8 protein-coding genes and 6 pseudogenes are annotated in these 15,098 nt (G+C 51.4%); all 14 read left to right on the forward strand.

Annotation, left to right across the window (positions count from 1 at the left end; genetic code table 11):
• The first annotated feature begins 96 nt into the window (after positions 1 to 96).
• A complete protein-coding gene (locus tag P378_RS10130; RefSeq protein ID WP_099083176.1) occupies positions 97 to 669 on the forward strand; it encodes a glycerol-3-phosphate responsive antiterminator in 573 nt (190 codons plus the stop codon).
• A 594-nt stretch (positions 670 to 1,263) separates the two neighbouring features.
• On the forward strand, positions 1,264 to 1,974 hold the full coding sequence (locus P378_RS10135) for an MIP/aquaporin family protein (RefSeq protein WP_099083177.1): 711 nt from the start codon (positions 1,264 to 1,266) through the stop codon (positions 1,972 to 1,974).
• 73 nt (positions 1,975 to 2,047) lie between these two features.
• Entirely contained in the window at positions 2,048 to 3,550 is a 1,503-nt protein-coding gene (glpK, locus tag P378_RS10140) for a glycerol kinase GlpK (protein WP_099083178.1), read from the forward strand.
• Between the two features lie 127 nt (positions 3,551 to 3,677).
• Positions 3,678 to 5,281 (forward strand): annotated as a pseudogene (gene glpA, locus P378_RS10145) (anaerobic glycerol-3-phosphate dehydrogenase subunit GlpA).
• A pseudogene (locus P378_RS23585) lies at positions 5,281 to 5,445 on the forward strand (FAD-dependent oxidoreductase); the annotation flags it as partial. The pseudogenes glpA and P378_RS23585, both read left to right, overlap by 1 nt.
• A 47-nt stretch (positions 5,446 to 5,492) precedes the next feature.
• Positions 5,493 to 6,548, forward strand: a complete 1,056-nt coding sequence (locus tag P378_RS10150; RefSeq protein WP_338013897.1) for an anaerobic glycerol-3-phosphate dehydrogenase subunit B — start codon at positions 5,493 to 5,495, stop codon at positions 6,546 to 6,548.
• Positions 6,545 to 7,759: an anaerobic glycerol-3-phosphate dehydrogenase subunit C gene (locus P378_RS10155; protein WP_099083179.1), complete on the forward strand. Its 1,215-nt coding sequence runs from the start codon at positions 6,545 to 6,547 to the stop codon at positions 7,757 to 7,759. The genes P378_RS10150 and P378_RS10155 overlap by 4 nt, the downstream gene beginning before the upstream one ends.
• Before the next feature lie 195 nt (positions 7,760 to 7,954).
• Positions 7,955 to 9,687 (forward strand): annotated as a pseudogene (pyk, locus tag P378_RS10160) (pyruvate kinase).
• A gap of 32 nt (positions 9,688 to 9,719) precedes the next feature.
• A complete protein-coding gene (locus P378_RS10165; protein ID WP_338013898.1) occupies positions 9,720 to 10,448 on the forward strand; it encodes a DeoR/GlpR family DNA-binding transcription regulator in 729 nt (242 codons plus the stop codon).
• Positions 10,449 to 10,550: 102 nt separating this feature from the next.
• A complete protein-coding gene (gene gap, locus P378_RS10170; protein WP_099083180.1) occupies positions 10,551 to 11,576 on the forward strand; it encodes a type I glyceraldehyde-3-phosphate dehydrogenase in 1,026 nt (341 codons plus the stop codon).
• Positions 11,577 to 11,578: 2 nt separating this feature from the next.
• Positions 11,579 to 12,659: pseudogene (locus P378_RS10175) on the forward strand (phosphoglycerate kinase).
• A gap of 63 nt (positions 12,660 to 12,722) precedes the next feature.
• A pseudogene (locus tag P378_RS10180) lies at positions 12,723 to 13,049 on the forward strand (triose-phosphate isomerase family protein); the annotation flags it as partial.
• Between the two features lie 318 nt (positions 13,050 to 13,367).
• Positions 13,368 to 14,655: pseudogene (gene eno, locus P378_RS10185) on the forward strand (phosphopyruvate hydratase).
• A gap of 174 nt (positions 14,656 to 14,829) precedes the next feature.
• Positions 14,830 to 15,060: a preprotein translocase subunit SecG gene (gene secG, locus P378_RS10190; RefSeq protein WP_099083181.1), complete on the forward strand. Its 231-nt coding sequence runs from the start codon at positions 14,830 to 14,832 to the stop codon at positions 15,058 to 15,060.
• Positions 15,061 to 15,098: the final 38 nt, after the last annotated feature.

The raw sequence follows: 15,098 nt of genomic DNA on the forward strand, positions 1-15,098 counted from the left end.
TTTAAAATGTACCAAAGGCCGTTAATTTTTTTATTATAGTAAGGAATAATTAGGTTTAGAACAGTTCAGTGTGTTTGTGGAGTGGGAGGGGAGTAGATGGATTTTTTAACAAAAGTATTATCCAATAGAAATGTCGCTGCGGCTATTCGGCGTGTAGAAGACCTGGAAGAAGCCATACGGCATCCCAATATCAACGCCATTTTTCTTTTGGGCGGCGATATTAACTATCTTCCAACTTTGATTAAAAGGGTTCGGGCGGCGGACAAGGTTTTACTGACTCACATAGACCTGGTGGAAGGTATTGGTAAAGATCGGGCAGGGATTCACCTAATCAAGCGAATGGGTGTACAGGGCATTGTTACAACGAAATCAAATTTGGCCAAGTTTGCCAAAGAAGAAGGTCTCTGGGTGGTTCAGCGTTTATTTATCGTGGATTCCGAATCGGTTAAAACTGCCATACGGGTGGCGGATAACATTAAACCCCACGCAGTGGAAGTATTACCGGCTACAATTCCCCAATACGTGATTCAAGAAATGAGAAAATCCCTGAATTTGCCGATTTTGGGGGGAGGACTGTTAAAAACGGAGGAGGATGTAAAAGAAGCACTGGGCAAAGGGATTGATGCTATTACTACCAGTTTGAGGCACCTTTGGAATATAGTTTTATAAGAGGGTAACCGGCGTAAGCAAAAGAGATATTCTAATTTATGCAATAGATATTACAAAAGATTATAAAGTGTCGGGACATCCCTCCAATGGCTGATTTTTTGAGGAATCATTTGGACGGGAGGATGTTGTTTTAAAGGGGAAGTTTAGGTGCGAAAAAAATTAAAAATAATTAACATTTGCAGCAGGAAAACACAAAGGGCTGCAGAATATATTAAATATTGAGAATAATCTAGCACGCACAACTTGATAAATGGTTAGGAGTTTTGGAGATAACCCCTTGTAGGTAGTGTATTTATGTATGCCTATTTGAGGGTTTTTATTTTTACTCCTTCTTGGCCAGGAGAAAAGGAGACGGCCCAGGCAGACATTCTTCCAGAGAATGTCTGCCTGGGCATTATTTTTTCAAGAAGGGAGGGTAATAGTTCGGTGGAAAGACCGGTATAACCGTATTTCCATATGCATTAAATGGAACCACAAATATCCTATAGAATCACAAGGTGCTTTATGATTAAATGGACTAGTATGGTTAGCGGTGTCAGAAAATTCACGAAATGAAGGTTTAACTTTTACAACTAACTAAAAGGGGGAAGTACAATGTCATCATTTATAGGCGAAGTAATTGGGACTATGCTTCTAATCATTTTCGGTGGCGGTGTTGTAGCAGGTTGTGTGTTAAATAAATCGAAGTCACAAAACGGTGGCTGGATCGTTATCACTTGTGGTTGGGGATTTGGGGTTGCGGTTTCGGTTTACGCTGTTGGGTCTATCAGTGGAGCACACCTAAACCCTGCTGTTACCATCGCCCTAGCAACCTTAGGCAGCTTTCCCTGGGCCGATGTTCCCATGTATATCGTTGCCCAGATGTTAGGAGCTTTTCTTGGCGGTGTATTAGTATGGCTTCATTATTTACCCCACTGGGGTGCCACAGAGGATAAGGGTGCTAAATTGGCAGTGTTCAGTACTGGCCCTGCCATCCGCAGTACAGGTGCCAACTTAATCAGCGAAATTATCGGTACCTTTGTGCTGGTATTAGGTATCTTGGCAATCGGTGCAAATAAATTCGCTGACGGTCTTAATCCCTTTATTGTAGGTATTCTGATTGTGGCCATTGGTCTCTCTCTAGGCGGAACAACCGGATATGCGATCAATCCTGCCCGTGACTTAGGACCTCGTATTGCTCATGCAGTGCTTCCGATAGCTGGCAAAGGGGATTCCGATTGGGGATACTCTTGGATTCCTGTAGTTGGTCCCATTATCGGCGGTGTCCTTGCTGCTCTCTTCTATAAGACTTTTTTTGGAGCCTAAGACTTCAGAATTATAGTATAAATCTTCTGAACTTATCATTCCAATAAAGCATAACATTAAGGGGAGTGTTGAAATGGAGAAGAAATATGTTTTAGCGTTGGACCAGGGGACAACCAGTTGCCGAGCCATCTTATTTGATCGGGACAGTAATATTATGGGAGTGGCGCAGAAAGAATTCACCCAGATTTATCCCAAAGCCGGTTGGGTGGAGCATAATGCCGATGAAATTTGGAGCACCCAGTATGGCGTGATTGCTGAGCTGGTGGCCAAGACAGGTATTGACCCTAAGGAAATTGCCTCCATCGGTATAACGAACCAGCGGGAAACCACCGTAGTATGGGATAAAAACACGGGCAAACCGGTGTATAATGCCATTGTCTGGCAGTGCCGCCGTACCACCGGCATTTGCGACGAGTTAAAGGCCAAAGGCCTTGAGCAAGCCTTCCGCACCAAAACCGGCCTGGTGGTGGACGCATATTTCTCAGGCACCAAAGTGAAGTGGATTTTGGACAATGTGGAAGGTGCCCGGGAGAAGGCGGAAAAGGGAGAACTTCTTTTCGGTACCATGGATACCTGGTTAATCTGGAAACTTACCGGCGGCAAGGGGCATGTTACAGACTATTCCAACGCTTCTCGTACCCTTATGTATAACATCCGGGAACTACGTTGGGATGAAGAACTCTTAAAGGAACTGGGCGTGCCGGCCAACATGCTGCCGGAGGTTCGTCCCTCCAGTGAAGTCTATGGTACAACGGCACCTGAACAATTCCTGGGTCACTCGGTGCCCATTGCCGGGGTGGCCGGGGACCAGCAGGCAGCATTATTTAGCCAGGCTTGCTATGAACCCGGCATGGCCAAGAATACCTATGGTACCGGATGCTTTATGCTGATGAATACCGGTGACAAACTCTATGATTCCCAAAACGGTCTGTTAACCACCATTGCCTGGGGTCTTGACGGCAAGGTTGAATATGCCCTGGAAGGTAGTATCTTTATTGCCGGGGCGGCCATCCAGTGGCTGAGAGACGGTTTGAAGATCTTAGAAGAAGCACCGGATTCCGAATACTTTGCCAGCAAGGTAGCGGATCCCGATGGTGTGTACCTGGTGCCTGCCTTCGCCGGATTGGGTGCTCCCTACTGGGATATGCGGGCAAGGGGTGCCATTGTGGGGCTGACCCGCGGCACCACCAAGGAGCATATTATCAGGGCCGCCCTGGATTCCCTGGCCTACCAGACCAAGGATGTACTGGGGGCCATGGAAGCGGACTCCAATATTAAACTGCAGGCCCTGAAAGTAGACGGCGGTGCAGTGGCCAACAACCTGCTCATGCAATTCCAGGCCGATATCCTGGGTGTGCCGGTGGACAGACCGAAGATTATTGAAACCACGGCTTTGGGTGCTGCTTACCTGGCCGGACTTGCCGTTGGCTTCTGGCAGAGTAAAGAGGAACTGGCCAACCGCTGGAAACTGGATCGCCGGTTTGAAAACCAAATGGACGAGGTCAAGAGAAACAAACTTTATAATGGCTGGAAGCGGGCGGTTACCCGCAGTATGGACTGGGCCATCGAAGATTAAGAAGATTAATTTGATAGCGGCTTGAGTTATGGAGAAGCCACACAGTATCGGGAAAAATCCTGCTATTGTGTGGCTCTATTATACCGAGTGATTAGCGGGTGAAGCGATAATAACGGGGGTTTAAAGTATGACAACGGATAAAGCTCAGGTCGTGGTAATCGGTGGTGGGGCTACTGGTACGGGCATCCTGCGTGACCTGGCCCTCAGGGGCATATCCGGGATATTGGTCGAGCAGGGAGACCTGGCCCACGGTACCAGCTCCCGGTTCCACGGACTTTTGCACAGTGGTGCTCGTTATGCTGTAAAAGATAAAGAAGCCGCCCGGGAGTGTCTGGAGGAGAATATGATTTTACGGCGGATTGCACCCAACTGTGTTGAAATCACCGGAGGTCTTTTTGTACAGCTTCCTGGGGACGACCCTGCATATACCAACCAGTGGATTACCGCCTGTGCCGAAGCCGGCATTATTTGTGAAGAAACAGACGTACAGGAAATCCTTAAGAAGAATCCAGTTTTGCATTCAAACATTACCAGGGCTTTCAAAGTCCCTGATTGTGCTGTGGACGGTTTCCGAGTTCTCTGGGGCAACGTCCATGCCGCCCGGCGTCACGGGGCAAGAGTCTTGACGTATCACCGGTTGACCGCCCTTCATCAAAGGAACGGCCGGATCACCGCAGTGGAATTGACTAACCAGTTGAACGGGGAGAAAAAACACATTGAGTGCGAGATGGTCATTAATGCCGCCGGAGCCTGGGCCAGTGAAGTGGCCGCCATGGCAGGCTTAGGGGTTCATGTGATTAAAGATAAAGGTACTCTGGTAGCCTATAATCACAGGTTGATGAATATGGTGGTAAACCGTTTGCGTCCACCTGGCGATGGTGACATTTTTGTACCTCACGGTACCATTACGATTTTTGGCACCACTTCCGTTACTGTAGATGATGCCGGCTGTACCAAACCCGGCCACGATGAAGTCCTTGACCTCATTAAAATCGGTCAGGAAATGGTGCCGGAATTAGAAAGTTACAGACTAATCAGGGCCTTTGCTGGGGTAAGGCCGTTGTATCAAGAGAACAGTGCCGCTGGCGGCAGGTCTGTTACCCGCAACTTTGCCCTGTTGGACCACCAGCGGAGAGACGGGTTAGCCGGCATGGTCAGCATCGTGGGCGGCAAGTTCACCACCTTCCGTCTAATGGCGGAAAAAACCGTTGATTTGGTTGCCAGCAAGATAGGAGTCAATGCCCCTTGCAGGACTGCCCAGGAACCGTTGATGGCTCCGGTGTCAGAGGAACTGCTTAAGCGGGGCAAAAAAGTTTTTGGCGTTCCCGGTGCCAAAAAGGCCGCTGAGAGATTGGGAGACAGCTTTGTCCGGGTGGTGGAGCAGGTAGAAAACAATCCTGACAAAGGCAGGATCCTTTGTGAGTGCGAAGTGGTCAGCCTGGCAGAAATCGAGCAGGCAGCTCACAATGGGGACAGCTTTACCCTGGGAGACATTCGCCGCAAGACCAGAATGGGCATGGGTACCTGCCAGGGCACCTTTTGCAGCTATCGTACCCTGGGCGCTTTAAATGGTTACCCCCAATTCACCGGGAACCACCGGGAGTATTTAACGAAGTTTTGCAAAAGCGTTGGAAGGGCATGAGACCGGTGTTGTGGGGCCAGCAACTGCGGGAGGCCCAGCTGTCAACCGGAATTTATTGCGCACTATTTGCCATGGAGAGAATGAGATGATGAATAAATATGCGGACGTATTAATAATCGGAGCCGGTCTCTCCGGACTCACGGCCGCTGCCAAAGCTGCCGAGCAGGGTAAAAAAGTGATGCTGGTGGCCAAAGGCATGGGGGCGGTGGGACTTTCCTCCGGTTGTATTGACCTCTGGGGTTATAATCTGAAGGATCCGAACCAGGTGTGTCAGGAGCCTGTGGCTGAAATTGCTGGACTGTGCACTATGAACCGCAGCATCCCTATGCCAGGGTACAGGATGTGCTGGAGGAAAGTCTTCTCTTTTTCCGGCGGATTTGCCATGAAAACCATAACCCGTACCTGGATAACAGGGGGGGCAACTGGCTGCTTCCCACCGCCCTTGGCACCCTTCGTCCCACATACCTGGTTCCCGCCAGCATGGCCGTAGGTGGTGACCTGCAGCAAGTAAGCTATTTTCTGGTAGTGGGTTTTCGAGAATTAAAAGATTTCTACCCGGACGTGCTCGTAGCCAACCTGAAAAAATCCGGGGCACTACAGGCCCATTGCCGCTTAAATAGCCTGATGGTGAGCGCCGGCGGGGGAGAACTTAGCCCCAACACGCTGGCCCACCGCCTGGAGAACCCCCGGGTGCTGGTTCGTATCGTTGACCAAATTAAGCCCCACCTGCTACCTGGTGCGGTTTTGCTGTTTCCGCCGGTATTGGGGGAACGTTGGGATTCCCGGGTGGCAAAGAACCTGGCTGAGAACCTGGGTCACCCGGTTTACGAGGTGGCCAATATACCCCCGGCATTACCCGGACAAAGGTTGCAGCAAATGCTGCTGCATCACGTTAAGGGACAGGGCGTTGAAGTGGTAATTGGCTGCACCGTCAACGGTGCCCGGGTTGCCGGAAAACGCTGTACGGAAGTGCAGGCAACCGGCGCAGGCAAAAAAATTAGAATATTCGCCAAAACCGTTGTGCTGGCCACCGGTTCTTTTCTCGGGGGAGGCCTGGAGTCCGAACCGGGTAAGGCCTGGGAGAGCATCTTCCGTTTGCCGGTGGAAACCGGCCGTGAAAAGTGGTCTGCCCGGGATTTCCTGGCCATGGAAGGACACCTGTTTAATCAAATGGGCATCAAGGTAAATGAATACTTGCAGCCAGTAGATGACCAGGGACAGGTCATTATAGAAAATGTGTTGATCACCGGGGCCAATCTAGCGGGCTGCAACTACCCCATTGAAAAATGCGGCAACGGGGTGGCGGTTGCTTCGGGATATAAGGCAGGAAAACTGGCAGGGGAGGCGGGAGAATGAGCAGTGATCACCGCTTTGCTTTGGATAACTGTATAAAATGCTCGATCTGCGTATCCCACTGCCCGGTGGCTAGGGTGACAGACAAATTTGCCGGTCCCAAGCAAAACGGGCCCGACCTGGAGCGCTTCCGGTTGGAGGAACCGGCGGCGGTACACTCGTCCATCGGTTATTGCAGCAACTGTAAAGGATGTGATGTGGCCTGTCCCTCCGGCGTTGCGATCTCAGCCATGAACTGCCGGGCCAAGGGAGAGTATGTGTCCCTGCATGGTGCTTCCCTGCGGGATAAGATCCTGGCCAGGGTAGAAGGGATGGGTAAAGCTGCCCGGCTAGCGCCGTCCATTGTTAACCGGTTGGCTGGCTTTCAACCTCTCCGGCTACTGGCGGAAAAAATGCTGGGTGTAAGTGCGGTCATGACATTGCCCCGCTATGCAGAAAAAACCTTCCTGGAATTATATAAGTCTAAAAACATTGACGAAAAAAAGACAAAAGTGCTGTACTATCCGGGATGCTATGTAAACTACAATGCGCCTGAGGTCGGCTTGGCCCTGGCAGAAGTTTTGGCGCATAACAATATTCAGTTGGAAGTGGAGCAATTTAACTGCTGCGGCCTGCCGTTAATTGCCAATGGACTGTTAGACATGGCCAGGGATCAGGCCAAGAACAACCTGGAAAAGTTACAAGGTTATATTAACAGGGGTTATCACATTATCACCACCTGTCCCAGCTGCAATCTCACCTTGCGGCGGGAATACCAGGAACTCTTTCAGTTAAATACCGACTCGTTAAATGAAAAAATGCTGGATGCCTTCGAGTATTTAGGCATGTTGCTTCAGCAAGGGAAAATGGTTGCCCGCTTTGAGGAACTGCCTTTACGAATTGGTTATCACCAGCCCTGTCATCTTAAAGCTGCGGGGTGTGGCGTGCCTTCCCGGGAGATCCTGCAATTGATCCCCGGTTTGCGGGTGGAAGACCTGGATGCCGGCTGCTGCGGCCTTTCGGGCAGCTACGGGTTTAAAAAAGAAAAATACGCCATCAGCCAGGAAATTGGTCGCAATGTTTTTAACGCTGTGAAAGAACTGGGGGTTCATCAGGTCATCAGCGAATGCGGCATGTGCCAGTTACAAATTTATCATCTTACCGGCGCTGCGGTGTACCACCCCCTTCAGGTGCTGGCACAGGCCTGTGGCCCTGGCAGATGGCTTGCTAAGTAAAATGAAATAAAAACTTGCACGCATCAGCATGCAAGTTTTTTATTTGAGGTAATTTTTAAAAAATGTGCAAATAAACAACTGCACAGGCAGGAATTTGATTATGTGCACAGAATATAATGTTCATATAAACATTAGGGAGGATCATTTGAACATGAGTATACAAGTAACCATCATTACCGCGGGGAGGAACTGCGGATGAGAAAAACAAAAATCATTTGTACCATCGGGCCGGCCAGTGAAAGCGTGGAACAGGTGCAGCGGCTATTGGCAGCCGGAATGGATGTAGCGAGGCTGAATTTTTCCCATGGCACCCACGAAGAACACGGCAAGCGCATCTCAACGCTCCGGGAAGAGGCTGCCAGAATGGGCAAGCATTTGGCCATTATTCTCGATACCAAAGGGCCTGAAATTCGTACGAGAATGGTTCCCGACCAGGGGGTGCATCTCTGTGACGGTGACACCTTTGTACTGGACACCGACTGCGAACCCGGCTCCCGGGAAAGGGTGGGCATTACCTACCGAAACCTTTGGCAAGAGGTAGCCCCGGGAACCCAGATTTTAATTGATGACGGGCAAATTGGACTGGAGGTCACCGCTGTACAGCAGGAGTGGATCACCACCGTGGTGCGCAACGGCGGGCTCCTGAAATCCCAAAAGGGAGTCAACATTCCCGGAGTTTCCATTCAACTGCCTGCCGTTACCGAAAAAGACATCGCGGACATCCGGTTCGGGCTTTCCCAGGGCATTGATTTCATTGCCGCATCCTTTGTCCGCAAGGCGGCCGATATTCTGGCGGTACGTCGGATTGTTGAAGAGGCAGGTGCAAATGCGCATATCATTGCCAAAATTGAGAACAGAGAAGGGCTAGAAAATCTCGATGCCATTTTACAAGTGGCCGATGGCTGATGGTAGCCCGTGGGGACCTCGGGGTGGAGATTCCCGCTGAGGAAGTGCCCATTGCTCAAAAAGAAATGATCAATAAATGCAATCTTCTGGGTAAGCCGGTGATCGTTGCCACACAAATGCTGGACTCTATGATTCGTCAGCCCCGCCCCACCCGAGCCGAAGCCAGCGACGTGGCCAACGCCATTTTAGACGGAGCCGACGCCATCATGTTGTCCGGCGAAACCGCTGCCGGTAAGTTTCCGGTAGAAGCGGTTAAAATGATGGATAAAATCGCCAGACGTACAGAAACTATACTGTCAGACAAAAGCAGAGAGAGAAACCCCCATGTCAATGTGACGGAAGCAATCAGCCATGCCAGTTGTACTATTGCTGAAGATCTCAATGCAGCGGCCATTTTGACGCCCACTCATTCCGGACTGACTGCCCGGATGATTTCAAAATACCGTCCCCGGTGCCCCATTGTGGCAGCCACCCCCTTTGTAGGGACGGCACGGCGGCTGGCCTTGCAGTGGGGGGTGCAACCGCTGCTGGTTCCGGAAAGCGCGGGTACGGACCAGGTTATGTCGGTTGCAGTGACAGCGGCCCTGCAGCATAACCTGGTTCAAACCGGGGATGTGGTGGTGATTACCGCCGGCGTTCCCGCCGGTCAAGCGGGAACCACCAATATGATCAAGATCCAGGTTGTGGGCAATATTTTGACCAGGGGAGCGGGTATCGGCCGCCAGGCTTACGCGGGGACTGCCCGAAAGGTCACCTCTCCCGAAATGGACACCTTCAACAAAGGAGATGTCCTGGTGGCCGCTACCATTGATGCCGGTTTTATGTCGCTGGTAGCCCGGGCCGGGGCACTGGTTGTTGAGGAGGGTGGTTTAACTTCCCACGCCGCCATTGCGGCTCTGCACTATGGTATTCCGGCGGTGGTAGGCGCGGAAGAGGCTTTGACAAAAATTTCCGAGGGGCAGACTGTTACGGTGGACGCCCTCTCAGGGGTGGTTTACGAAGGTTCTGTAGCCATTCTTTAGAGTAAACATAAGTTCAGGTGGGAGGCAATGGAATGAGTGGCGAGCGCCAAGAGAAGATTCGCTTATTACTCCAGGAACACGGGCATCTGACCGTCTCGGAATTGGCCCAGCGTTTTGATGTATCTGAAATGACCGTTCGACGGGACTTGAAAGCCCTTGCCGCTTTAGGCCTGGTGCAGCGTGAACACGGGCGGGCGCTCTATCCTCAGACCGCCTCCGATGCTCGTTTTTTCATCCGGTTGGGAGAGGCCGAGCGGGAAAAAACTGCCATTGGACGTTTGGCTGCAGAGCTGGTTGCAGAGGGAGAGACGATTATCCTGGACGCGGGGACAACAACCTTGGCTGTTGCGCAATCGATAAACAAACCCTGCGTTGTCATTACCAATTCGCTGCCCATCGCCTCGGTTCTGGCTAACCCCGGGGAGGAAACCACCGTGCTGGTTACCGGGGGGGAAGTGCGGGGAACCACCCACGCACTGGTGGGGCCAATGGCTCGGGCCGGTTTTGCGGGCTTCAACGCTGACAAAGTGTTTCTTGCCGCTACCGGTGTCAGCATCGAACGCGGGTTGTCTGCAAACAATATGTTGGAATCAGAAGTTAAACAGGCCATGTTGGTTGCTGCCAGAGAGGTCATTCTGGTGGCCCACAGTGAAAAGTTTAATCAAGTATACTATCATACCTTTGCCCAGTGGGATAAGATACATACTGTGATTACCGATTCCGGGCTGCCGGAGGAAACCCGTAGGAACTTGAAAATTTAGGGGTAAAGGTATTGATAGCCCAAATATAATGCCTGGCCAACCACAGGCGTACATTATCCAATCAGTTGATCAAGAAGAATTTAAACAAGGGGGTATTTTAACATGACAATTAAAATTGCCATTAACGGGTTCGGGCGAATCGGAAGAAATGTGCTGAGAGCAATGCTAAAGAAGGATCTCATTCGGGTAGGGTCTCCGGTTGCAATTGTGGCCGTAAACGACCTTACAGACCCGCAAACGCTGGCTCATTTGCTAAAATATGACTCGGTGCACGGTGAGTTGGCCGCAGAGGTAGCGTGCACCGAAAACACCATTCTGGTTAACGATGTGGAGATTAAAGTTTTTGCTGAAACAGACCCTGCCAAACTGCCCTGGGGTCAGTTAGGTGTAGACATTGTCATTGAATCTACCGGGCGTTTTACCAAAGGCCCGGATGCCGCCAAACATATCCAGGCCGGAGCCAAAAAGGTAATTATCTCTGCACCGGGTAAAGAAGTGGATGCCACCATTGTCATAGGAGTTAACGACCATACCTACGACCCGGCCAATCATCATGTTATTTCTAATGCCTCTTGCACCACCAATTGCTTGGCTCCCTTTGCCAAAGTTCTGCATGAGAAATTCGGCATCGTTAAGGGTTTAATGACGACTGTTCACTCCTATACCAATGACCAGCGTATTTTGGACTTACCCCACAAGGACCTGCGTCGGGCCCGGGCTGCTGGACAGTCCATCATTCCCACCACCACCGGGGCCGCCAAGGCTGTGGCCCTGGTACTGCCCGAATTGAAGGGCAAACTGAACGGTTTTGCCATGAGGGTTCCCACTCCCAACGTGTCAGTAGTGGACCTGGTGGCTGAACTGGCTAAACCTACCAACGCAGAGGAGGTTAACGCCACCCTCAAAGAAGCTGCCGAGGGCTCCCTGAAGGGCATTCTTGCTTTCAGCTCCTTACCGCTGGTGTCCAAAGACTTTAACGGTAACCCCCATTCTTCCATTATTGACGGCCTTTCCACCATGGTTATTGAAGGGAATATGGTCAAGGTGGTTTCCTGGTACGACAACGAGTGGGGCTATTCCAACCGTGTACTGGACTTAACCTTGATGGTGGGTAAAAAGGGGTTATAAGAATGGCCAAAAAGACAGTAAAAGACATTGATATCCGGAGCAAAAAGGTTTTGGTGCGGGTGGACTTTAATGTACCCTCTGGGCCGCCCCAAGGGAGAAGTGGTAGAAAAATACCGCCTCACACCGGTGGCCAAACGATTGTCGGACCTGCTAGGTAAAGAAGTGATCAAGGTTAACGAGTCGGTGGGGGAAGAAGTTAAGCAAGCCATTGCCACCATGCAGAACGGAGATGTGCTGCTGCTGGAAAATGTTCGCTTTCATGCCGCAGAAACCAAGAACGATGATGGTTATGCCCGGCAGTTAGCGGAACTGGCAAACATTTATGTAAATGATGCCTTTGGTGCAGCCCACCGGGCCCATGCCTCAACAGCCGGAGTTGCCAAATACCTGCCCGCTGTGGCCGGCTTTTTGATGGAAAAGGAACTGGCAATGCTAGGCCAGGCGGTAACAAGCCCCAAGCGTCCCTTTGTGGCCATTATCGGTGGTGCCAAGGTATCAGATAAGATGGGGGTTATTGACAACCTCTTAAACAAGGTCGATACATTAATTATCGGCGGCGGTATGGCCAACACCTTTATTAAGGCCCAGGGATACGGTACGGGAACATCCTTGATAGAGCCGGAAAAAGTTGAACTGGCCAAAGAGTTAATGCAGCGGGCGGTTTCCCGTAATGTAGAACTCCTGTTACCCACTGATGTGGTGGTGGCGAGGGCCTTTGAACCAACTGCCGAGAACCGGGTGGTGACGGTGACAGAGATTCCAGAGGACTGGATGGTGCTGGACATCGGACCGGTCACTGCTGCTAAGTATGCTGAAGCTGTTAAAAAAGCAGCAACTGTTGTTTGGAACGGGCCTATGGGAGTTTTTGAAATGGAGGCCTTTGCCAGGGGAACCGAAGCAGTAGACAAAGCCCTGGCGGATTCTTCTGCCATTACTATTATAGGTGGCGGTGACTCGGTGGCTGCGGTGAATAAGATTGGCGTAGCGGATAAGATCAGCTATATTTCAACCGGCGGCGGGGCCTCCCTGGAATTCCTCGAAGGCAAAGAGTTGCCGGGGGTAGCGGTGCTTCAGAGTAAATAAAAGCAACAGCGCGGCGGTAAATGTGCCGCCGCCATCTAGATGCATGGTGTTGGAGATACAACGATGCGGCAGTTAATCATCGCCGGAAACTGGAAGATGCATAAAAATGTTTGCGAGGCCCTGGAGTTTTTGACAGAATTACGGGGAAAATTGGGTAGCACACCGGTTGAAGCGGTGGTGTGCCCGCCCTTCACCGTTCTGGCACCGGTGGCTGAGGCTTTAAAGGGAAGCGGTATCGCTCTGGGTGCCCAAAACATGTACTGGGAAAAGCAAGGGGCCTATACCGGAGAAATTTCACCCCTTATGCTAAGGGAGATCGGGTGTAAATATGCAATCTTAGGCCACTCGGAAAGAAGGCAGTATTTTGGTGAAACTGACGAAAGTGTCAATCTATCCGGTGCCCTTTACCTGGTGGGAGATCGCTACCAAGGGGTTAAACTTAAGGAATGCGGCAGCTTGCCGGACATCGCCCCCACCATGCTGGATATTCTCGGTCTGCCCAAACCCCCGGAAATGACGGGAGAAAGCCTCTTGCTTAAGGGATAGGCTTTGGGGTCAGGCCTTTGGCTGTTGGCCATTGGCCTTTAGCCTTTGGTTTTGATTCCTTTAGCCAGTAGCCGATAACCAATAGCCAATGGCTAACGACTAACTGTCAGAGAGAACAGAAGTTTAACACTAAATATAAAATCCACATAGGAGGAATGAACTTTGACAATCATCAGCGACGTATTCGCCCGGGAAATTCTGGATTCCCGGGGCAACCCTACACTGGAAGCGGAAGTCTGGCTGGAGGACGGTACCGTGGGCAGAGCGGCGGTTCCCTCCGGCGCCTCCACCGGCGCTTACGAAGCCGTGGAACTGCGGGACGGTGACAAAGAGCGCTACCTGGGCAAAGGGGTCATCAAAGCCGTTGACAACGTTAACGAAACCATCGGCCCCGAACTCATCGGCATGGACGTCACCGACCAAATCGGCATCGACCGCCTCATGATCGAACTGGACGGCACCCCCAACAAAGGAAAACTGGGCGCCAACGCCATCCTGGGCGTTTCCCTGGCGGTGGCCAAAGCAGCGGCCAACTACTTCGGCCTACCCCTCTACCAGTACATCGGCGGCGTCAACGCCAAAGAACTGCCGGTGCCCATGATGAACATCTTAAACGGCGGCGCCCACGCCGACAACAACATGGACATCCAGGAATTCATGGTCCTGCCGGTGGGAGCCGACAGCTTCTCCGAAGGCCTGCGCATGGGAGCGGAAATCTTCCATCACCTGAAAGCTGTCCTGAAAGCCCGGGGACTCAACACCGCCGTGGGCGACGAAGGCGGCTTTGCCCCCAACCTCAAGAGCAACGAAGAAGCCCTGGCCGTCATCATCGAAGCCATTGAAAAGGCCGGCTACAAACCCGGACAGGACGTCTTCCTGGGCCTGGACGTAGCCGCCACCGAACTGTACAAAGACGGCAAATACRTCTKGAGARGGCGARGGYGTYACCTACACCGCCGAYSAAATGRTSGAKTTCTAYASCWAWYTRGTGGACAAATACCCCATCATCACCATTGAAGACGGCCTGTCCGAAGACGACTGGGAAGGCTGGGCCAAACTGACCCAGGCCTTAGGCAAAAAAATCCAACTGGTGGGAGACGACCTGTTCGTCACCAACACCGAACGCCTGGCCAAAGGCATCAAGGGCGGGGTGGCCAACTCCATCCTCATTAAAGTGAACCAAATCGGCACCCTCACCGAAACCCTGGATGCCATCGAAATGGCCAAGCGGGCCGGCTACACCGCCGTGGTGTCCCACCGTTCCGGCGAAACCGACGACACCACCATCGCCGACCTGTCCGTGGCCACCAATGCCGGGCAAATCAAGACCGGCGCCCCTTCCCGCACCGACCGGGTGGCCAAGTACAACCAGCTGCTGCGCATTGAAGAGGAGCTTGGCGAGTTGGCCAGGTATCGCGGCAGGGAAGTTTTTTATAACCTGCGGGGCTAGAGATTGTTAACATAATCACAAAATGGCTGATTTTAAAAGCCATGGTTTGCTAGAGTAAGCCTTGGCTACCTATTTTTACATGAATACAGATTGTCACATATTTCACGTTGTGCTATAATTACTAGGTATACAAGTCCTCATTTTTTACATAAATTTTCAAAAGGAGGTGGGGCTTTGTTAAAAGGTTTTGTGACTGCCATTCATGTACTGATCGCACTATCATTAATAGCAACCGTCTTGCTGCAGTCGGGTAAGAGCGCCGGGTTATCCGGTTCGATCGCCGGTGGTGCCGAGACATTATTCGGAGGAAAGAAGAAAGGCTTAGACGAGAAACTCGGCAGGCTCACGGCCTTTATCGCTATTGCCTTTGGATTGACTTCAATGGTATTAGTGGTATGGAAGTAGGTCCTAATTTAATTTTATTCGGGACAAGGAGGGTAACT

It is taken from the genome of Desulforamulus profundi (assembly GCF_002607855.1).

Coding starts and splice junctions, on each gene's coding strand:
- P378_RS10130 (WP_099083176.1), top strand. CDS start 97: ATGGATTTTTTAACAAAAGTATTATCCAATAGAAATGTCGCTGCGGCT.
- P378_RS10135 (WP_099083177.1), top strand. CDS start 1,264: ATGTCATCATTTATAGGCGAAGTAATTGGGACTATGCTTCTAATCATT.
- glpK (WP_099083178.1), top strand. CDS start 2,048: ATGGAGAAGAAATATGTTTTAGCGTTGGACCAGGGGACAACCAGTTGC.
- P378_RS10155 (WP_099083179.1), top strand. CDS start 6,545: ATGAGCAGTGATCACCGCTTTGCTTTGGATAACTGTATAAAATGCTCG.
- P378_RS10165 (WP_338013898.1), top strand. CDS start 9,720: ATGAGTGGCGAGCGCCAAGAGAAGATTCGCTTATTACTCCAGGAACAC.
- gap (WP_099083180.1), top strand. CDS start 10,551: ATGACAATTAAAATTGCCATTAACGGGTTCGGGCGAATCGGAAGAAAT.